The organism is Longitalea arenae (assembly GCF_016924755.1).
Classification (GTDB): domain Bacteria; phylum Bacteroidota; class Bacteroidia; order Chitinophagales; family Chitinophagaceae; genus Niastella; species Niastella arenae.
In genome coordinates, this window is record NZ_JAFFJX010000003.1 from 326260 (window position 1) to 348192 (window position 21933).

At 47.2% G+C, this 21933-nt stretch carries 9 protein-coding genes; 1 reads left to right on the forward strand and 8 read right to left on the reverse strand.

The features are described 5' to 3' along the window. Positions 1 to 45: 45 nt before the first annotated feature. From JT717_RS10070 to JT717_RS10100, 7 genes are all read right to left on the reverse strand, one after another. Positions 46 to 3207, reverse strand: coding sequence for a DUF6298 domain-containing protein (locus JT717_RS10070; protein ID WP_205510080.1), 3162 nt, complete (start codon positions 3205 to 3207; stop codon positions 46 to 48). Between the two features lie 201 nt (positions 3208 to 3408). Further along, the gene (locus tag JT717_RS10075) at positions 3409 to 5061 is read right to left on the reverse strand and encodes a pectate lyase family protein (protein ID WP_240347953.1); all 1653 of its coding nucleotides are present in this window, start codon (positions 5059 to 5061) and stop codon (positions 3409 to 3411) included. Between the two features lie 699 nt (positions 5062 to 5760). Next, positions 5761 to 7728, reverse strand: coding sequence for a RagB/SusD family nutrient uptake outer membrane protein (locus JT717_RS10080; RefSeq protein WP_205510081.1), 1968 nt, complete (start codon positions 7726 to 7728; stop codon positions 5761 to 5763). Between the two features lie 35 nt (positions 7729 to 7763). Further along, positions 7764 to 11132: a SusC/RagA family TonB-linked outer membrane protein gene (locus JT717_RS10085; RefSeq protein WP_205510082.1), complete on the reverse strand. Its 3369-nt coding sequence runs from the start codon at positions 11130 to 11132 to the stop codon at positions 7764 to 7766. A 164-nt stretch (positions 11133 to 11296) separates the two neighbouring features. Then, entirely contained in the window at positions 11297 to 12001 is a 705-nt protein-coding gene (locus JT717_RS10090; protein WP_205510083.1) for a DUF3826 domain-containing protein, read from the reverse strand. 527 nt (positions 12002 to 12528) lie between these two features. Further along, positions 12529 to 14949 (reverse strand): beta-galactosidase GalB, encoded by a 2421-nt coding sequence (gene galB, locus JT717_RS10095; RefSeq protein WP_205510084.1) that lies wholly within the window; start codon positions 14947 to 14949, stop codon positions 12529 to 12531. A gap of 176 nt (positions 14950 to 15125) precedes the next feature. Further along, positions 15126 to 16229, reverse strand: coding sequence for a glycoside hydrolase family protein (locus tag JT717_RS10100; protein ID WP_205510085.1), 1104 nt, complete (start codon positions 16227 to 16229; stop codon positions 15126 to 15128). 221 nt (positions 16230 to 16450) lie between these two features. Here JT717_RS10100 and JT717_RS10105 point away from each other — a divergent pair, with 221 nt between their 5' ends. Then, positions 16451 to 17878 (forward strand): pectate lyase family protein, encoded by a 1428-nt coding sequence (locus JT717_RS10105; protein WP_205510086.1) that lies wholly within the window; start codon positions 16451 to 16453, stop codon positions 17876 to 17878. 341 nt (positions 17879 to 18219) lie between these two features. On the opposite strand, the gene JT717_RS10110 is transcribed toward JT717_RS10105, so the two are convergent. Further along, positions 18220 to 21900, reverse strand: coding sequence for a malectin domain-containing carbohydrate-binding protein (locus tag JT717_RS10110; protein ID WP_205510087.1), 3681 nt, complete (start codon positions 21898 to 21900; stop codon positions 18220 to 18222). Positions 21901 to 21933: the final 33 nt, after the last annotated feature.

Genomic DNA, 21933 nt, shown 5'->3' on the forward strand with positions numbered 1-21933 from the left:
AGTTTGTATTTAATGAGCACATCAGCACATTAGCAAATTAGCTGATTATGCTTTTCTTATCCAGGCAACCACATTGCCTTCCCTTGCCTTTAAGGTTACCAGCTTTCCACCTTTTATCTTCTCTTCTTTTCCGCTCAGCTGTCCATTACGTGTATCGAACCATTTCACTTTATAACTGCCTGGCACACCGGTAAGATCAATTTGCAGATCACCCTGACCATACAGGATATAACCGTTGCCCGGGTTGGCCAGGGTATATTGTTCTTTATTTAAATTGTCAACCGGTTTCATGGTAGCTGCTGCAGCCAGAAAACCAGCATCTGCCATTTCGGGAATAGCCGCCAGTGAACCACCCGCCATGAATACGGCCCAGCCATAGCTGTCATAGCTATCGCCGGAATAGATCACTGCCTTACTGCTGTATTTATCCCGGTATTCTCTAACTGCGCGGTATACCTGCTCGAAGGAGGTCTTTTTCGGTTTAAATTGACGGGCCTGTTGCCGGGGCGCCAGGTTTTGTCCGCCTGCCGGTGCATATGCCGTTCCATCCGCCTGGTAATGCCAGTAGCGGATATCGATCAGGTCTACCACAGCAGCACGGGCCGCATCGGCTAAGATAGCGTCCTGCACGTCTTTGGTAGCGCTTAAGCCGATCAGGGCTTTCTTACCCGTTTCCTGTTCCCACTCTTTTATCACGTCTATCCAGAATTGTACAAAATGTAACGGGCCGGTGTATTCTGCACTGGTCAACTGGATCACGCCGTTGTTGGCGGTAAAATTGTTCAGGCACTGGCGAATGTAAGCCCTGTGCAATTGGCGGCGTACCGGATGATCTACATCGTAGAACTGCTCTGCCATAAATACGCGTTTGTCGCCGGCATAGGGAACCGGTTCGGGAAAACCGGTATTATTGATATTGTTCACCGGGCGCCATGGGAAATCGGCATAATGGGCGCCGGCTTCAATGATATTATGCTGGAAATAATTTTGATGAACAAGCACCAGTCCTTTCTGATCGGCCAGGTCGGCGAATTCTTTCAGCCTGCCCCAGTACCAGGGATTGTATTGAGTAAGATCGTATTTGCTCAAACCATCCCAGGCCGTGTCTTTGCCACTGCGGGCAAAAGGCAGTTCATAGAAAGGCGCCCAAACATCACCATCGATGCGGCGAATGCGCTCATGATCATCACGGCGGCGGTCATACCATAATGCATAGTTCTGCTCAAAAGCCACCTGGTGCTTCACCTTCATGGTATCGGTGAGTGCACCGAGATCATCGGTGAGGCCATTGCCGGTTTGCCCCGGCAGAAATCTTGTAATAGCAGGTTTTGATTTGTCCAGCGCATAAGGCCGGGCGCTGCCACTCCACCAGGGTGTTTCCACCCGCGTACCCGTTAATACGGCATTGCCACGCAGCAGCCAGCTGTTCTGAATATGCATAGCGGGGCCAGCGGTTGGCGCGATGGCCGCCTGTTTAAATCCGATCTCATCGATCGTCTTCACCCCATCGGCTGAAACCGGTATGGGTTGCCGTTTCGCGGCGGCATCAATAAATGCGGAAACCGTAGGCTGCGGTTCTTTTGATATAGCTGTTAACTCGGCTGCCTGTGCTACGGTTGGACTGCTGGTTGCATTTGTTTCGATCAACAGCAACTGTGCTCTTTTTGAAATATCGTCGCCGAGCCGTTCTTTTAATTGTGCATAATACAGGCTGCGGGGATCGATGGTATTGTTCGACTCGCCCCAGTAAGCATCGCCGGCAAATTGCGCCCAGCTGCCAAAGGACCAGTTCTGCGCCGTAGGCGGCTGATAACAATCAATGCGGGCCGCAGCGCAATTCCAGAGCACGCTATTGGCCATATTCCAACCGGCGCCATTCCCATCCATGCCGCGGTTCATGAAGCTGATGGCTTGTCCATCCATGGACACCAGGTCAAACAACACCCCGGAAGCCCAGCTATCGAGGCCGCCACTGAAGCCGTAGGCCCTGTATGATTCGCATTGCACGAAAGCATTGGGGCCGGGCGCACAAAAGCCAGTTACAAAATCATGGCAACCATATTCGGCATACAAACGCTGAAAAAGCGTTTGCTGGCCAGCGGTATAAAATGTATTTCTACGCAGGCCGCCGATCTCTGAAACGGGCGACAGCGATTTACAATCTTCAACAGTAATGCGTTTACTGGTTTCCGCAACATATACGGCAGAACCCGCGAAATGCTCGAACCTTACCTGCCGTACCCAGGCATCGGCAGTATTCTCGATAGTAATTGCCATCCAGCGATGTGATTCATCTTTCGGATTATTGCTATCGTATTCCGATACACAACGAAGATTCTCCACACCCACTTCCTTGATCCGGCCGGGCCAGTTATAAGAAGCGATGAAGCCGCCGCCATACCGTTCATCGAGGGCGGTGGTGAGCGGCGCATCCAGTTGAATGGTCCCATTGTTTACAGACAGAATGGTTCTGTCCCAGTAAATATCGCGTTGACCGGGTTTCCAGCCCAGGGCGGTAATACCACCACCAAAATGTGCGGTACCCAGGTCATCGATCCAGGCAGCGGTTGAAGGGCGGTGAATGATCACCTTATCCCCTGCTTTAAAATTATTAGGGGTAGCTGCAGTTACCGTGGTACTGTTCACCGGAATATATTTATCAGTAAGCTTTATCCCGGTTGCTAATTGCCGGTCGTTCTTACCGGCGATGGAAATAAGGGTCGTCCGGTTTTTTCCCGTGCCCTTTACAATGGTTCCACCGGCGCCAAAACCGCTGCCGCGTAGTACGACGCCGGATGCGCGGATGATCAGCTGGCCGGCCACTTCGTATTCCCCCGCTTGCAGGAGCACAGCGCCACGCAAATTATTTTTATCAGCGGGTAATGCCGCCACATAATCGAGAGCGGCCTGGATCCGCCGCGTAGCGTCGCCGGCTTTTACGGGAACCACTATCCGAACCGGTGCATCGGGAATGGTTTTATCACCTGCCTGGTAACCACAAAAGGAAAAGTCGGGGATGCGGTTGCCCAGGGAATCGGCCACATAAGAAAGTTTGCCTTTTACGAACGATAAGGGCGGAAGGGGTCTTTTTTTATCTTTCTGGGAATAGCCTGCACCTGTCATCAGCAACAGGCCGATAACAAAGAATGATCTTTTGATAATTCGTACCGAAGGATCTTTATATATCAGTTTGTTCGTTAAAAACATGGTGCCGGTAATTAAAAATGTTGTTAGAACCACTCAGGTGTGACAGACTTTGAAAGTGCGACATACCTGAGATCCAACAATGCTGCGATATCAAATGACTCAGCTGCGAATATATTAAATGAAGCTGACCTGCCGGGTAGACCAAGGTCCACCAGACAGGTCAACCCATATATTGTTTTTCATGACTGCTATAAAGAGCTATTACTTTTTTGCAGTTTTGCTAACGTCGGGCTTTACGTTGCTCATGGGCACTACGCTGTTCAAATACTCTTCAATATTCGTATAACCATCTTTGTTCTTATCCTGGGAAGCATCGGCTGCATTTTTAGGGTTCAGCCCATGTTTTACTTCCCACTCATCGGGCATTCCGTCCTTATCGCTATCCTTGTAGGGAGTGCCTTTGTATTCAGGATAACCACCTACCTGCGCAGGATCGGTGATGATGCCCATTTTATAAGAATCGATCGGCAATTTCCGGTGCTCGAACTGGGTTGCCGGCAAAGGAACGTTTTCTTTATAAGCGATCTTTCCTGTTCTTACCTGCTCTGCAATCCGAATGTCTACAGCATCCCGTTTTGGCAGGGTGGCGCCGGCATTTTTAATGACATAGGCGTATGCTTCGTTAGCTGATACGATGGTAAGCTTCGGCATAGGCAGCGGCTCATTCCATTTGATGAAATCGGTGTATTCACCGGCATCTTTCTCATCTTCTACCTGAACGCCACCAGCCCAGTTATTTTGGGTGATCGCATCATACCCTTCCATGATATTGCCATGTACATAAGCACGGCCATATACTTTGTATTTTAATTTGCTGCGGCCGCTTTCCGGCTTCAGGAAACGGTGCCCTACCGGCGTATTTTTAGGCGTTACGGGACCCGGTTTGTAGTAATTGTTGATGAAATTATACATCGCGCGGTAGTCGCCGCCATCGCTAGAGCGGTGCATCCAGTTAAACACGACGTTGTTTACGAAATTGAATGTTCCATTCCAGCCCACGGAAGGATTACGGCCGGTATTGTTCGCCCACATGTTGCGCATGAAGGTACAATTCTCGCCACCCAGGGTGCTGCCAAAAGAGTGGTTATAGGTGTCCAGCGCTTCCGCAAAAATGGAGTTCTGGATGGTAATATTTACGGTTCCGAGTTTTTGTTCAATGCTGCCGGTGCTGTCGTTGTACATGTGACGGTACATGCTCATGTTCTCATCCAAACCCCAGCTGGCCGACACGTGGTCGATCATAATGTTGCCAATGGGGTTACCGCCAATGGCGTCATCGCGACGGCCAACATTGGTTTCACCACGACGGAAACGCATATACCGGATGACCACGTCGTGGGTATTGATCCAAACAGATTCGCCGGCAATACAAACGCCATCACCGGGCGCTGTTTGACCAGCAATGGTAATATAGGGAGCGCGGATGATCAAAGGACTTTTCAGGCGAATGATACCCGCTACGTTAAATACGACAATACGGGCGCCGCCGGCCTCACACGCTTCGCGGAAGGTACCAGGGCCCCTGTCTTCCAGGCTTGTTACCACAAACACTTTACCACCACGACCGCCGAAGCTATAGGCACCGCCACCTTCTGCACCGGGGAAGGCCGGAATATTTGCCTGCGGCAGATCATAGGGCCGGGCTGCCCAGGGAATATAGGGTTTACCCTGTTTGGCCTCCTGGGTAATGATTGGCAAAGCTTTGGCCCATGCCTCGTCGGAATGCTGCCGTTCGGCTTCCAATAAAGAATCTGACCATTTTTTTACATCCTGCGGGATCTTGGGGTATTGCGCCAATACCGGCGTAGTTAATCCTACTGCAGAAATTAAAAGAAGGTTGCGAAAAATTTTCATAATCATCATTAAATTAACAAATCATGGTGTTTTATCAATACGTGACGTTGTTTGGCCGTTTACTCTTCGGGTTACTTTCCCGCTGTTTCTATAAAAAAAGTAGGGAGGATAAAATATCCTCCCTCTGCTTAAAATTTATTAAAAACTGGCTGATCCATAATTGTTCTGTTGGTTTTTCCAGGATAGTTCACGATCAATTAAAAGGGATCAGCTTTTTGCCGGAAAGATGTAATCGATAGACGATTGGATATTCTTCCCGGGTTGCACCACATTAAGAATAATTGTCTTTTTTACCCTTCTTCTCCCTCTTTATTCAGGAAATTCATAATTTATCATTTTGTATTTACGCTTCCTGTTGCATAACGGCGGCATATGCTCCACCTGTTTTTAACCACTCCTGAATTGGTTAAAGCAATGCTTCATCATATACCCAATTACTGTTCAAGAACCGTATTACAAATATTGTTATAATTTATCTGGATGGTTCAAAAATTATCATTACCAGAATAAGGTAAGGAGCAAGGGACATTTTATGCAATTAATTAACCGTGTTGAACAAGTATGTTAAAGAGCTGAGAGTTACTGATACGTGTAATATTTGTTTCGATAATGATCTGTTTACAAATTCAAAAAACCGGATCTTAAGATCAGAGGGCATTTAAAAATGCCCTCTGATGATATGTTATTACGCTGCTAAACTTATTTCTTATAGTCAAAAGTTCCCATTGCTCCGTTATAGTCCTGCCAACCGATTGTTTGTTCTAACCATGGGTTATTGGATAAAAGCGAAGAATGTAATCCATAAATGTAATAGTTTGGTCTGAACAGGATGTTCACAGGCGTTGAACCATCCCTGTCCCAGGCCTGGTCAAGCGGGGTCATTACAAATTTGGCTTCATATAACTTTCTCAGCTTTTCTATTTCAGCGGTAAATGTTCCAGCATCCGGGTCAATTGAAATGGCCCTGTCTGCGGGGGTCAATGGATCATTTTTGCTAAAGGTCTTAACCTGCCAGTAATAGCCTGTACGGTTAGTACCGTTGAGCACGGGTATTCCCAGTTTCGCATTGGTATTATCTCCTTCCCCGTCGCCGTACAACATCCAGCGCTGCAGATCCCAAAAGCGTTTTCCTTCATAAGCGAGCTCAACCCGGCGTTCATACAGGCACGCTTCCAGCGCAGCATACCGGTCTGCAGGCGTTCCGATGCCATAGTTGTTGGCAGCAGGGATACCTACACGCTTACGGATCTTGCTGAGATACGTAATACAATTTGCGATCTCGCCTTTAGCAGCGTAACACTCGGCAATATTCAACAATAATTCGCCATAGCGGTAATCGAAGATATCTGTGCCAGAAAATGGAAAGTTGGTACTGTCAGCAGTGGGGTTCGACATTTTACGAACCACGGCCGGACTGTTTGTATTGTTATTTCCGAAGTAAGAAGCAGCCTTCGTGGCGCTTTCTCTCCATCTGTACAGCCAGGTGGTTTTATTGGCATTGCCTTTTACGCCCCATTTAGCGCCTGAAAATGCAAAGGTGCGATAAAAGCGCGGATCCCTGTTCTCAAAGAAGAAAGTATCGTTATAACCGTTGGCTGCAGTAGGACGTACGCCACTCGCCAGCGGAAACAGATCGAGCATCGCTTTGGGGGCGGATATACCGCCTGAACCGTTATGATCTTTTGGCCTGATGGTATTTTCCCAGCCGCTGCTCAGTCCGGTAGATGATGTCACCGTGTTGGAGTTAAGGATCACAAAGATCCCCTCACCATTAAAGCTGTTGTCATTTTTAAACGTTACTTCAGCCCAGTCTTTTGCAGAGTTGATTGCGTTCCCATAACCAGCAGCTGTCAGTGCAGTTTCTGCTGCAAGGCCAGCGTCGAGGGCTTTTTGCCAGCGCTGATCACCCGGATTGTCCCAGTTAGGATTAAACAGGGGACTTGCAGCGGTCAGCAGCACCCGGCTTTTCATTGCCAAAGCAGCGGCGCCGTTAAACCTGCCATAATCTGTACCTTCGTTCGGCCATCTCATCGGTAACAAGGCTACAGCCGAATCAAGATCCTTTATGATCTGGTCAAAAACTTCAGACGTAGTAGCGCGTGGTATTTTAATGCTCTCATCATCTGCACTGGCATTTTGTACATCTAATACAATGGGAACGCCGCCATACACGCGCACAAGATCAAAATACTGCAGCGCCCGGAAGAAGAACATTTGCCCTTTTGCTTTATTGCGGAAATCTTCAGACAGCGACTGGCCAACGCCTTCGTCAATTTTTTCAATCAAAAAGTTGGCAAACCGGATCCGCGTATAAGGTTTGTTATCAACAGCACTCCTAAGCGCATCGCCAAAATAGGTATCCGATTGCGAGGCCTGCAGCAATTGCCGGTTGGGATGAATTAAATTGGTTACATTTCCCCCCATCTCGTCGGTACTGTTTGTGCGGTTTGTTTCATAGGTTCCTACCAGGGTCTGTGTAGGATTCCTGTAAGCGGAGAAATAAAAATGGTACATCCTGTCGATATAAGAGCCAGTCAGCACTTCGCTGCCAAACATGCTTTCATCGAACTTGTCATAGCTTCTCATTTCCTCCAGGAACTTTTTATTACAACCTGCCGTCGCCACAACAATGACGAAGAACAGGAGATATGCTACTTTATTTTTCATATTAACAATATAATCAGTTAACAAATTTGTTTGATCTAGAACCCTAAGTTTACGCCCAGCGCCCAGGTGCGAAGTGTTGGGTACACCACATTTGGCGCATCATACATATTGCGGTATTTGTTTGGATAAGGATTATAGAAATCCCACAAATTGTTACCGGATAGAAATAACCTGGCATTGTCGAGGCGGGCTCTTTTCACCAAATTTTTCGGTATTGTATAACCAATGCTCAGCGTACGCACATACATACGGAAAGAAGACACTTTCCAGAAATCAGCGTCAGAATCCAGGCCGCCAAAATCAGAATAGTATGCCAGATTCGGATATTTACCATTGGGGTTGTCTATCGGATCATAAATGTCATTCATTATGATCGGCTGTGCCCACAGCATAGCTGTACTGTTGGTATTATTCCTTATGAAGTCGATCCTGTTCAGGCCACCCCATGATGTAACGAGCTGTGCCATTAAGCTGATCCCTTTATAGGAAACATTCAGGTTTGTGTTGACTGCATAAGTCCTGTTGTTCTTTTTCAGCCGGACAAAGTCCTGCTCTTTATCATCACCCATTCCAATAACACCGTTTGGCCCGGCATAAGTGCCGTCAGCTGTATTAAGCGCACCACGCACATCCTCATAGGCAACCATCCCTTTTTTCATACCAGCCTTGGTTGAAATCTCGCCGTATTTAGGTGCAGCGCCGGGAACACCTGATTTGTTTGCATTATCAGTGAGGTATGCCCAGTAAGCATCAATATCTTCGTCCGTACGTAAGATGCCGTCACCGCCAGAAGTATACTTCCAGGTTTGAAAGCCCCAAATGCCGGGGTAACCGTAATTACCCACTGCTTTTCTTGTTTCCATCGCGGCTGGATAAGCGAAGGGCAGGTCAAAGTATTTGGTTGTTTTATTATTACCTATGCCAAAGTTCATGTTGATCGAGTAGTCAACTTTATTCGCGATCCTGTCTTTCCAGGTAGCTGATATTTCGGTACCCCATGATCTTAAACTTGAATAGTTCTGCTCGGCAAATCCACCGCCCACTGTATAAGGTACGCCGATAGCTCCGGTCATTTCAGTAAGTACATCGGAATGTGAATTCAGGTACTGGTCGATACTAACTGACAGGCGATTTTGCAGAACGGCGAAATCAATACCGAAGTTCCGTTGAATGGTACGGTCCCATCTGATATCCCGGTTAGGCGCCACTTCCGGTGTAATGCCCGGTGCAAAGTAACCACCGGTGGTAGTTCCACCAAAACCCAATCCCCTGCTGGATTCAATCTTATACAACTGCATCCATTTCCAGGGCTTCACGTTATCGTTACCTGTTTTACCGATTGAAGCGCGCAGCTTCAGGAAGTTCATCCAGTTAACATTGTCTCTGAACCAGTTTTCATCAGATATTACCCAACCCGCTGAAACCGTTGGGAAGAAACCCCAATAATTTTCGGGAGCGAAACGCGAGGATGCATCCTGGCGGAAGACAAACTGGAACAGGTATTTGCTTTTGTAGTTATAGCTCACCCGGCCCAAATAGGAAAGGGTCCCATTTTCCTGGCGGTAGGTGATAGAGTTATCGGGATTTATTGTTCCCGCAGTAACGGAAGTACCGTTGTACACACCGGCAGTAGGCTGATCATAGAGCAAGCGTTGTTGCTCCCATGTATTTTTTGCACGCTCGCCTGAGAATACGGCAGCGATATTATGGTCACCAAAGCTGCGGTCATAGTTCACAAAGAAGTTGATCTGCTCTGTGGTTCCTACAGTAGTTTCATATGAAACACGGGCGCTGGACTTATTGATCGTAGGCGCCGACCAGTCTGCTGAATCATATAAGTGTTTACCCATCGTAGCTGCGCCCCTGTTCTGTACCAATGTAACCGGCATCATGGCCTGTTCGGTCTTGGCAGAATAAGATTGTATAGCATAATTCGCTTTCACAGACAAGCCTTTAACAAAAGGCAATTCATACTGCAGCGAAAAATTAGCATTATAGCCGAAGTTATTTGTAGTTGTTTTAGACCCGTTGTTCAACAGGGCGTAATAGTTCGTATTTGAAATAGAGTTATTACCACTTATATTACCTGTTCTGTTAGGACCCAGGGCCGGAGACACATACCTGTCGACCCCGCCAACATTATAGATCCAGGGAATGTATTTGGGCATATGGAGCAAGGTACTGTAATCCATTTGCTCACCCCCTACTCCGTAACTGCCATCGTTAACATTGATCTTTGTAAAAGATTTCTCCAGATCAGAGTTGTTTGCACCAAGGGTTGCAGACAGCTTGAGGCCGTTTGTTACGGTTACCTCAGAGCCGGCCCTGAATGTATATCTATTGAAATCCTGTGATCCTAAATTAGCGCCCTGCGTGTAATAAGAACCGCCCATAAAATAAGTTGCTCTTTCAGAACCTCCGCTTACATTAAGCGAATGCTGCATGGCGTTTGACGCTTTCCAGTCGTTCGCCAGCCAATCATAGTTCAACCCCTTCATCCGCTCCAGTTCGCCTTCACTGTAAAAGTTGTTGTCAGTCCAACCAAGGGCCCGGCCAAAACGGTTGGCAAAGATGCCATACTCATAGGCATTCATCACCTTGCCATGGCTGATCGCATCCATAGTCTCGAACTTGCCTGAGTAACTGATCTTGGGCGCACCTATCTTTCCTCTCTTTGTTCTTACAACAATCGCTCCCTGGGAAGCGCGGGAACCATAAATAGCAGCACTTGCGTCACGCAGTACTGTAATGCTTTCCACTTCTGAAAGATCAAGCAGGTTAAACCGGTCCATCGAAGACAAGCCGGTCTGCGGATCCACCTGTATTACATCATCTATAATGATCAAAGGATTGGTAACACCGCCATCTTTACCCCAGTTGAACTGCTGGCGGATGCTTAAGCTGGGCATAACGCCGGGACGCTGACTGCCTCCCTGTACGTTAAGGCCTGGCACCTGGCCTCTCAAGGCTTCGGTCACAGTTGCTACAGGCTGATCTTGCAGCTTTGACAGATTAACGTTCACCACAGATCCGGTAACATTTTTTTGCCTTTGTGTACCATAACCAATTACAATCACATCATCGAGTTGCAGGTTGGCTTTGCTTAATGTTACGTCCAACGTTGGTTTGTCCCCTACTTTAAGCGTTTGTGGATCGAAACCCACGAAACTCACAGTAACCGCAGCATCGTTCGCTACGTCCTTTAATTTAAAGGCACCTTTTACATCCGTTGTTGTGCTTTGGCCAGTACCCAATACCCGGATAGAAACACCTGGTAAAGGCTCACCAGATTCCTTATCGGTGATCTTACCGGTGATATCCCTCGTCTGGGCAAAAGCGCCCACCGTCAACAGCAACAGCAGGATAAATAAGGAAGAAAATTTTTTCGTTTGTTGCAGATTCATACAGCATTAGTTTTTAGGACTGATAAAACTTTTTCGCAATCTTTTGACTGGGGTTTAAGACTACAGTGTAAAACATACAATTATAGATGAAATGTAAATCGCGTAATGTGTAAAGCAGACATTAATACTAATCCCTATTAGGAACTACTTAGTGCCTGATAAGTCTATTTACTTTGTTTGGCGGCCTCTCTTTTTTCCTTCAATCGCTGTTGCCAGGCTTTCTCTTCTTTCTTCATATCTATACCGGCTTTGGCCAGGTAATTATTAATCCGGCCTTTATATTTTCCAAACACCGCATGTTTTTTGTCGGAAGATTCTGCATCCATCGCCTTTTCCCGGGCTTCGGTTAACCAGGTAAGTATTTGCGCCTTCTGTGCTTCAGTAAGGGAAGGTATCATATCCTGGTAAGCAGTATACGTAACGTTCAACACGTTGTAAGTCATTCCATTCTTGATCTCTTCTACCTGCTGTGGGGTGCAATGCGCAGCTAATTTCTTCAGGTAGGTTTTGTGCAATTTGTGGAGCTGCTTGTCGGAACGGGCCTGCAGCTTCTCAATAGCTGCTTTATCCTTTTCAGTGAGTTCTGCACCTTTTGCTTTTATTGCTTTTATCTTTTCGTTGCGGGCATCATGTATAGTACCCAACGAGAGATACTGATCGGCAACGATAGCCGTTACCTTCTTGTTGAAAACACTATCTGTACTTTGTAACGCTGCAACGATCTTAGCAGCTCTTTTATTGATTACTTCTTTATAATCTTCTTTCGATTGAGCGGGGGATGTTTGCGCAACTGCGAGGGTCACCGACAATAGCATCATTAACAATGTTACTGCCATCAGCAAAATGGATAAATTACCTGTGCGTTTCATTATGACAAGATTGTTATGAACTAACGGTACATGCCCGAAAGTCATTTATGTTTTAGTTACCTATGGTTATTTAGTCGTTTCTGTACTGCTGCGTATACACGATCCGGTAATGGGTAAACAGTTTGCTACGCTTATGGATTGGTTAAAGCACCTGGTAATTCAAGCGTGGGTACTAAGCCTGTCTTGTTGATTAGTGAGGATTGCGCATGGCGTGTTTTTGGAATGTCCGGATATTGCGCTAGTGATAATGTCTGCCGGAAGAAGGCCATATCATACAGTGCGAATAAAGAAGACCGGGCAAGCAAAAACGCTACATATGCTCAATCGTTTAAAAATTCCTTCAGAACACAATGGATATTCAGGACCACTTAACCAATACTTTCAAACGCATTGTTATCTGTTTGTTATTCATTTTACCTCAATAAAGGTACAGGTGACCCTATCTGTAAACAATGTAAGGTTTCACTAAATTGATGGAATATTTTACTATTTTTTCTTAGTCACCTGTACTCCTGGAATGAATGCATTTAACGTGTTTGCAGAACAATGTTTGCAGTTGGCAGGCCGGGCGTTTTTATGGCGACCCGGATATTGCCGGCTTTTGGTTTCGATTGTATGATGGCAAGGCATAATCCGTTGTAAGCCTTGTGGGATACAGCTTTAAATGATTCCAAACTGGCCGGATACCCATTGTCCATGCCTGCCAAAACGCCTTCACCTGTAATTTGTACAGTTATTTTATGATCGGCATGAGGCACGAGGTTACCGTTTTTATCCACCACACGAATGGTGACAAAAGACAGGTCTTTTCCGTCGGCATGGAGGATTTTTTTATCTGGCACAATTTCCAACCGGGCTGGCGCCCCTGCAGTATTTATGATTTTTGACGCAATATTTTTTCCATTTTTACGTGATACGGCCTTCAGGGTGCCGGGCTCGTATTTAACGCGCCATTGCACATGAAAATCAAGTGGTTGTTTTTTGCGCACCCCCAGCGAACGGTCATTGAGGAACAGTTCAACCTCATCGGCATTATTATAATAAGCCCATACATCTACTTCCTTGCCCCGCTCCCAGTTCCAATGCGGGAACACATGCAGCACCGTTTTATTCGTCCATTCGCTTTGATACATATAATATGCATCCTTGGGAAAACCAGCCAGGTCGATAATTCCATAATAAGAGCTTCTTGCCGGCCATGGATAGGGTACCGGCTCGCCCAGGAAATCGAAGCCCGACCATACGAACAAGCCGGAGATAAACGGATGTTGCTTCACTATACGCCAGGTTTCTTCATGCGAAGATCCCCAATAAGCGGCGACATGATCATATGCAGAAACCGTGTAATCGGGGTTGCCGTTCTGCACGAATTTTTGTCCTTTCAACGGCCAGAAACGCATAGTGTCTGAAGGCATATCATAATGTCCGCGGCTGGCCAGGGCCGACATTGTTTCCGCAGCAATGAATTTCTTCCCCGGATAGCGGGTTGGAACCTCCGGATATATTTGCTGATTATAGTTCAGGCCCAGCAGATCCAGCGCATTTGCCTGGTAGATAAAATTTTTGGTAGTATCCAGCTCGGTCAGCGCCGAGGTCACCGGCCTGGTGCTGTCTAATTGTTTAATAGTGTTCACCAGTTCCCGGGTAATGGGAATACCGGTGCTATCGAATTGCTCCCTGATCTCATTGCCAATGCTCCAAATGATCACCGAAGGATGGTTGCGGTCTCTTTTCACCTGGTCTTCCAGGTCCTGCTTATGCCATTTATCAAAATCAATATTATAATCGAACTTGTTCTTTTTCTTGCGCCACATATCAAAGGCCTCATCCATCACCAGGAAACCCATTTTATCGCAGAGGTCAAGAAATTCGGGCGCTGGCGGATTATGCGCCGTACGGATGGCATTACAGCCCATATCTTTCAAGATCTCCAACTGACGCTCCATGGCCCGCACATTAATGGCGGCGCCCAGTGCGCCCAGGTCATGGTGCATACATACCCCCAGGATCTTCGTTGGCTTACCGTTCAGAAAGAACCCTTGCTGCACATCGAAGGAGAAATACCGGATCCCAAATGACGTTACAAATTCATCCACCGCATTTCCATTTACCACAACCCGGGTTATGGCTTTATATAAATAGGGCTTTTCAACTGACCATAGTTGAGGGTTGGTGATATGGGCAGTATAAGTAAGGGTTGACTTACCGGCCGGCCAGTTGCTATTGACTGCGCCTGGACTTGCCTTTACGACCAGCTTGCCTGTTGCATCATAAATGTCGGTGTAAACGGTCCCCTGCCCTGCCTTACCGGTGCTGTTATTGACCACCGATTGTATTTGAATATTAGCGGTCTTATCATTGACCACTGGTGTGGTGATAAAAGTTCCCCATTGATCAATGGCTATTTTATTAGCCGCCACCAGCCGTACATTCCTGTAAATGCCCGAGCCCGTATACCAACGGGAATTGGGCTGCGCCAAATTATCTACTTTCACCGCGATCACCTGTTGAGCTGCGCCTGGTTTAATGTAAGGAGTTAGATCATAACCAAATGAAATATACCCATTGGCGCGTTTGCCAATATAATGGCCATTCACCCACACCTCGCTGTTGCGATATACCCCGTCGAACTCAATGAAAATATTTTTGTCCTTTGCAGTGGCAGGCAGTGTAAAGGTCTTGCGATACCAGGCGATCCCTGTAGGCAGTGCCGCCTGGTTGGGCGTACCCGGATGCTTTTCACTGAACTCCCCTTCTATGCTCCAATCATGCGGAAGATCAAGCGTTCGCCAGTTTTTATCGTTATAAGCCGGTTCTTTCGCAATAGCCGTATCACCTAACCAGAATTTCCAGTTCTTATTAAAATCGATAATCGTACGGCTTTTTTGTTGGGAAAAAGTGCTTCCACTCAATATAGCCAACAGTGAAATATAGATCAGTCTTTTCATTTTTGTGCTTGTGTAAATGGTCAATGGTGAATGGTCAATGGTGAATGGTCAATGGATCCTCAATTTTGTACCTCACTATTTTTTCTTACCACCTGCTCATTACCCTAATAGCTTACCAACCTTGATCAACTCTATCAACCCCTATTAACTCTATCAACCCTTATTAACTAGTCAACTTATTTAACAAAATCAAGTTTACTTTTACCAAGGTCCTTCGAAGTAGCAACAGCAATACCACGTTGATCTTTATTATTCACCCCGCAGTAAAAATGATAAACAACGCCATTATGTTTTACCACAAATGATTTATGGGCGAAGCGTTCATCATAAGGAACAGATGACTCGATCAGGTTATCGCCTTTCCAGTCGGTCCAGTTCACCAGATCATAGGAACAGGCAAAGCGGTTGAAGGCGCCTTTACGATCCTGCCAGAAAGCGCCAAAATAGAACATTACATACAGGTCACCGATCTGCTGAATAATGGCATCGCCGGTAATGCCCACGGGATGATGTACAACCGGTTCGGACTGAAAACGTTTCCACTTCACCATATCGTTCGACACCGCCATACCAATGCGTTCAAACCAACGCGTCTTCTTGTTATCAATAGCCGTATCCCCATTCGCATTGTAATACATGACAAAGGGATAACCGGTGATTTTTTTCTTATCCCAGATCACAGAGCTCTTGAATTGCTTTTTATTTTCCCACCACCGCACATCGGCGTCTTTGGAAGACAATACCGGTTTTGGCAGGCGCTGCCATTCGTGTGGTTTGGAGGGATCTTTGGTAGTATAAGCCATACCGATCGACAATAAGCCGGCTTCATAACCGCGCGCATTGCCGCCGAAATACGACATCCAGTATTTTTTATTGTATGGCTGCCATTCATAAGTGCCGCCCCATTGCATATCCTGTAAGGCAATATAACCGGCTTTCTGATGGGCATCCCAGAGGGTAGTATCTGCAGAAAACGACATTAACCGCCCTTTGGTTGTCCAGTGCAGCAGGTCTTTACTTTGCGCAAGCCAGGTTTCATACCCACGGCCATCGAAAATGATATAGGTCATATACCAGTTGCTGCCTTTGCGGAAAACGGTTGGACAATCCAGCTTTTTTCCATTATTGACGGGAACTACTACCAACCCATATTTATACGGGGTTTTTACCTGTTCATAGATCGACTGCATGACCGAATCGGGCACTGTTGCAGCAGTTTGCTGCGCCCGGACTGCCAAAATACATACCAGCAGAAGTATAAAAACCAGACTCTTTTTCAAAATCATTGTTTTAGGAGTAAATCGTTGATACCAACCACTTCCAAGATGGAGGCCGACCAAAAAACGTGGCATGTAAGTTCCATTTTTGCAAAGATATAAGCGTACATAATACATTTATACAACCAATGCCGCTTTAAACCCGTCTAATAATAATCTAATTATAAATTATATCCTGTTTTACTATTTTTATCGCTCTTAAACTTGCGTTAAATCAAGTCTACATGAAAAAATTTGGCAGAACCCCTGTTTTCCGGATAGCCCCACTCATTATATTGGTTCATTTATCAGCATTTAAATATACTAAAGCGCAAACAATTGCTTTTCCCGGTGCAGACGGGTTTGGAAAATACGCCACGGGTGGCCGCGGAGGCAAAGTGGCCATCGTTACCAATCTGCAAAATGACGGTCCCGGCAGTTTACGCCAGGCGCTGGCGGCTTACCCCAATGAGCCGCTCACCGTCGTATTCCAGGTTTCGGGCATCATTGAGCTGAGCAGCCCCCTGATCCTGAAAAGATCAAATGTGACCATTGCCGGACAAACAGCGCCGGGTGATGGTATTTGTCTGAAAGGAAACTCTTTTATCATCAATGGCGCCAGCAAGGGCGGTAATCATGGAAATATCATTATCCGTTATATCCGTTCGAGGCCCGGCAGCACTTACAATAAAGGCGTGTATGGTTTAGACATAGAGAACTGTCATGATATCATTGTAGACCATTGCTCTTTCAGCTGGGCGAATGAAGAATGTGTGGCTGCATACGATGTAAAGAATATTACGATCCAATGGTGCATCATCAGCGAAGGATTGTATGAAGCCGGTCATCACAAGGGGCACCGGTCATATGGCGGGGTCTGGGGCGGACAATATGCTTCTTTTCATCATAACCTGTTCGCGCATTTAAACAACCGCGTTGTTCGTTTCAATGGCGCCCGCGCCCATGATACCATGGCGCTCGTAGACTTTCGAAACAATGTTAATTACAACTGGGCCAGCGCCAATGCCTGTTATGGGGGCGATGTGAAGATCCCCGGCGGCGTATCCCGCGTGAATATAGTGAACAACTATTATCAGCCCGGGCCTGCTACGGATGATAAATTAAAATTCCTGCATGCCCTGTTCGCAAAAAATCCTGATAACCGGGTTGGACAATGGTATATAGCGGGTAACACTATGCGGGGCAATAAAGACCTTACAAAAGACAATTGGAAAGGCGTTGATCTTTCCGCTTTACCCGACAGCAGCCGCCCATTTGCCAGAGTGGACACCCCTTTCGCTGTGATGAAACTGAGCCGTATACAAACCGCTAAAGAAGCTTATAATGCGGTATTGGCCGGGGCGGGCGCTGTTTTACCTAAAAGAGATTCCACTGATATCCGTATTGTTTATGAAGTGCAGCACAAGATCGCTTCCGGAAAAGGCGTATATGGCAAAGCAGGGATCATTGACAGTCCATCTGCGGTTGGCGGCTGGGCTGTTTACGAAACCGGACCTGTGCCTGCTGACAGCGATAAAGACGGTATGCCGGATGAATGGGAGACCATGAACAGGTTAAATCCTAAAGATGCTGCTGATGGCAATGTGATCACTGCTTCTGGCTACACTAACCTGGAACTTTACCTGAATAGTTTGTTAGTAAGTAACAAGTAAGGTTGCCGGTTACCAGTTACCAGTTACCAGTTGCCGGTTGCCGGTTGCCAGTCGCCGGTTGCCGGTTGCCGGTTCCCAGTCGCCGGTTGCCAGTTGCCGGTTGCCGGTTACCAGTTACCAGTTGCCGGTTACTGGTTACCGCTAAACAAAAAGCTCAACGCGAAGTACTTTGCGTTGAGCTTTTTTATTTTTCAGACCTGCTTCAAGACCTGTCAGGTGCACATTGACTTACTGATAACGCAAGAGACTACCGTGCACCTTACAGGTCTGCGAGCGTTTAAGTTGGTATTTAGGAGGCGGGTTCACATTAGCGATTGCCTTCTTAGGGGGCCAGGGGTGTTTTACTGCACATCCACGCCCCCAATCGCCACCCCCTCGGCATCGGTTGAAGTTATCCGTATGATGTATTTCCCTGCATTGATCATAGAGCCCGTGGTCGTGGTGATATAATTCCATTTGCCCTCGCGGGTAGTGGTAAATTCCATGGCTTCGGTTTTCATCACCGTACCATCCGCCTGCAGCAATTGCCAGCTGGCCTTTTTGGTTGCAGCCAAGGGATTGTAATACCGGAAGGTCAGGGAATACACATCTGCTACCCCTGTGTTGATGGTTATATCTATTTGGGTACCGGCCGCTTTGGTAAATACCACCGATTCCCTTTTGTTAATCGTCTGCCGGGTACTGCCATCGCCTGTAGTTACTGCTTTGTCCATTTTATAGCTTGTAGTCGGTTTCTGGTCGAATGGCGGCTGTAAGGTAGTAACCGGTTTTACGATCACAGAATACATCAGGCCTTTATCACCCGTTCCATTAGGGCCCAGGCTAACGCTCGTCTCTTTCGAAAAACGTTTTCGATACACTTTAAAGCCAGTGCCGTTTCCGGTTTGCCCGGGGCTCGCATGGAAACGGTTGTTTTGCAATACGGTTTTCGTATCCTCATATTCTTTTAACCATGCAGGTAATTCAAGACTGGAATCCATGGCAATGAATACATCCGCATCATTAGTTACGGTAAATGAAGCCCAACTGCCTGAAGTTCCCGCAGACGAATGAACAGGCATTTGGATCCATTCAGTACCATATAAGGTCGGTGGCAATGCAGTAAAAGCAATATTGCTATCGGCATATTGTTTATCCCCCGTATTCAACCAGCTTTGCGCTTTTACCTGTTGCGCCAGGGAAGGTTCGGCCAATGTTATTTTTCCGATCAATGCAGGAGACGGTGCCGCAGCCATCGCTTGCTGGTTCTTTGTCGCGATGGCGATCGCTGAGATAATTGCCTGTCCGGCAGTGATGCGCGGAAAGGAGATTTGTAATTGCCCACCGGTCACAAACACATTCACGACTTTTTTCACCGCCCGGTCATGACCGGCTTCTGCCCAAAGATCGAGATCCCTGATAACTGTTTTATTATTGACGGCCACATCGAACATGCGCCAGCCTTTACAATTAAGGCCGCCACCAGTTCCCCACCACGGTTCGGTAAAATATAATTCCACCTGGTAATAGCCATCAGGCACCGGGAATTCATAGCGCAGTTGCTGCAAACCATAGCGGAAGGACTGGAACAATGGCCAGTCAGTTGTACCGGCAATGGGATCATAGGTTTGCCGCTGGCTGGCATAAAAAGCCGGCATGCCGGGAAACTGCTTTGTCCAGGAAAGCGAACCCCAGCTGTTAGCAGATGTTTTCTCGCGGTCGGCCAGCCAGGTATTCCCATTACTGTCTTTATAGTCAGGGCCACCGCAGTTAACACGGTATAAATAATTATAGCCTGATTGAGCTGCAAGGCTCACCTTGGCTCCGGCGGATGGAAGGGAACTGCCTGCCCTGCCCACGCCGATGGAGGGAAGATCTTTATAGAATGCATTGAAGTTGGGCGATTGCGGCAGGTATTGCAACACAATATAGTCCTCCGCTACTTTTTTCCCCTTTACATAACCTACTGCATATAATACATTGTACTTAATATCAACCCCGTCCCATTGAAAATGGGTTCCTACCCCATTACGGGTGCGTTTACCTAATGACTCCTTATTTACATCATTGAACAACTCTACTTCATCACAACTGGAGTACACGACAATACCGTCTTTTTTGCCGGGGCTGGTCCAGCGGCCGGGCCAGGTATGCGAAGCTATGTACACCATCGGCTCTTTTTCCTTTGGCGCATAGTTGGCGCGGAACATATAGAATACATCGAGCGGTTCTTCCCAGGGCGTTAGCAATCCTTTATAGTTCACCGGCCCAATGCGATCGAGCTCCCGATAAGCTTCACCACTTTGCACGCGGCCGGGATTGTCATGTGACGTATACAGCCAGAAGAAATGACCACAGGTACTGTCTTTCACTGATTCGGCTAAACGCACTTTCATTTCCATCAATTGAGTCATGCGGTCTTCACTGACCGGACCATTCTGTACAAAACCGCCCTCGGTATGCAGATCCAGGGTGCGCCATGCGCCGTATTCCCCGATCAGTTGTTGCCGGATCACATCACTGCCATAAGTGGCCGGATTACCACCATAGGTGCCTGTCCAGTTCTGCGGCACATCCCAATCCGTTCCCTCGCCACCATTACAGGTGGTCACTTTTCGCTGCGACGAGGCCGTGGGATCCAGTTCCCGGATAAGCTCGGTACATTCCCGCGCAAAGTCTTCAGGGATCTTGCTTTCATTCTGCAAACCCCATAAAACCAGGGAGGGACTATTACGCCTTTCTATTACCCATTCCTTCAACAATGTTTTGAAATTATTTTTGAACTCAGGCGTGTTATACCATACATGCGCTGAGATCTGTGTCCACCAAAGAATGCCCATACTGTCGAGCAGGTATTGATAGCGCAGGTTATGCGGCTGATGCGCGTCGCGAAAAGCATTAAAACCCAGGGCCTTGATCTGTTCTACCCGGGCACGAACGGCCTGATCGCTAAAAGCATGGCTGGCGCCCATTAAATGCTCATACTCTGCAACCCCATTGATGAACACCGGTTTTCCGTTCAGGTAGAACTGTCTGGAATTGCCTGCCCTGCCAACCGGCCAGCTGATCCACCTGATGCCATACGGCGTTTCGGTAACATCTACCACTTTCCCATGCTGCAGCACTTCCGTTACCAGCGTATAACAATAAGGATCGGTCAATGACCAAAGATGTGGCGTTTTTATTTCCGGAAATGTTTGTTTTTCTTCTATGGTTTTCCCCGGTTGCAGAGTGCTGTTAGCAGCGGTTCGCACCACCAGTTGCCGGGCCTTGTTTAAGAGGCGCTGCTGAATGGTAATGGTCACCGGCTTGTCTGTGTAGTTCTTTACGGTAGTGGCCACCTGTAAGCGGGCCGACTTTTCCGACAGCGTAGAATCACTCCAGATGTGCACGCCAAAAGGTTCTACCCGCACTGCATTTGTGGTTATTAAATGCACCGGCCTGAAAATACCCATTGGCTGTGATCCTTCACTGAAGCCACGTTCATCGGAGCATCCACCGCAAACCCAGGGTAAGGTAGTGATATTCGCCGGGTGATCGGCACGCACCGCTAATAAATTCGGTTTGTTATTATCAACGATAAGATCAGTTACATCCAATGTAAATGTCGTTCTGCCGCCAGCATGTGCGCCGGCTTTTTTACCATTCACCCATACCGTAGCAAAAGAACCTACGCCTTCGAACCATAAAAAATAGCGTTTACTTTTCTCCTTACGCGCTACCCTAAACGTTTTCCGGTACCAGGCATAACCATGTCGGTTGCCATGATGCAGGCGCCGGTAGCCTTCGTACTGGTCCCAGTTATGAGGAACATTCACCGGCTGCCAGCCCGTGGTCCTGAACGATGGATGTTCGAAACCATCATATGCCTGCTGGTTGGTATCGTTGGCGATGGAGTACCAGTTGTCGTTGAGAGAAATATCGACGCGGCTACTCACCACCCTGTTGCCTGAAGCGGGAAGATAGATCGTTTGCGCTGAGGCGCCGCATACACTAAACAATAATGAAAGAACAAGAACAACTTTTATTTTTTTTAGAACCATTATATTCATTTTAATAGCGATGATACACCTTAC

Coding starts and splice junctions, on each gene's coding strand:
- JT717_RS10070 (WP_205510080.1), bottom strand. CDS start 3,207: ATGTTTTTAACGAACAAACTGATATATAAAGATCCTTCGGTACGAATT.
- JT717_RS10075 (WP_240347953.1), bottom strand. CDS start 5,061: ATGAAAATTTTTCGCAACCTTCTTTTAATTTCTGCAGTAGGATTAACT.
- JT717_RS10080 (WP_205510081.1), bottom strand. CDS start 7,728: ATGAAAAATAAAGTAGCATATCTCCTGTTCTTCGTCATTGTTGTGGCG.
- JT717_RS10085 (WP_205510082.1), bottom strand. CDS start 11,132: ATGAATCTGCAACAAACGAAAAAATTTTCTTCCTTATTTATCCTGCTG.
- JT717_RS10090 (WP_205510083.1), bottom strand. CDS start 12,001: ATGAAACGCACAGGTAATTTATCCATTTTGCTGATGGCAGTAACATTG.
- galB (WP_205510084.1), bottom strand. CDS start 14,949: ATGAAAAGACTGATCTATATTTCACTGTTGGCTATATTGAGTGGAAGC.
- JT717_RS10105 (WP_205510086.1), top strand. CDS start 16,451: ATGAAAAAATTTGGCAGAACCCCTGTTTTCCGGATAGCCCCACTCATT.
- JT717_RS10110 (WP_205510087.1), bottom strand. CDS start 21,900: ATGGTTCTAAAAAAAATAAAAGTTGTTCTTGTTCTTTCATTATTGTTT.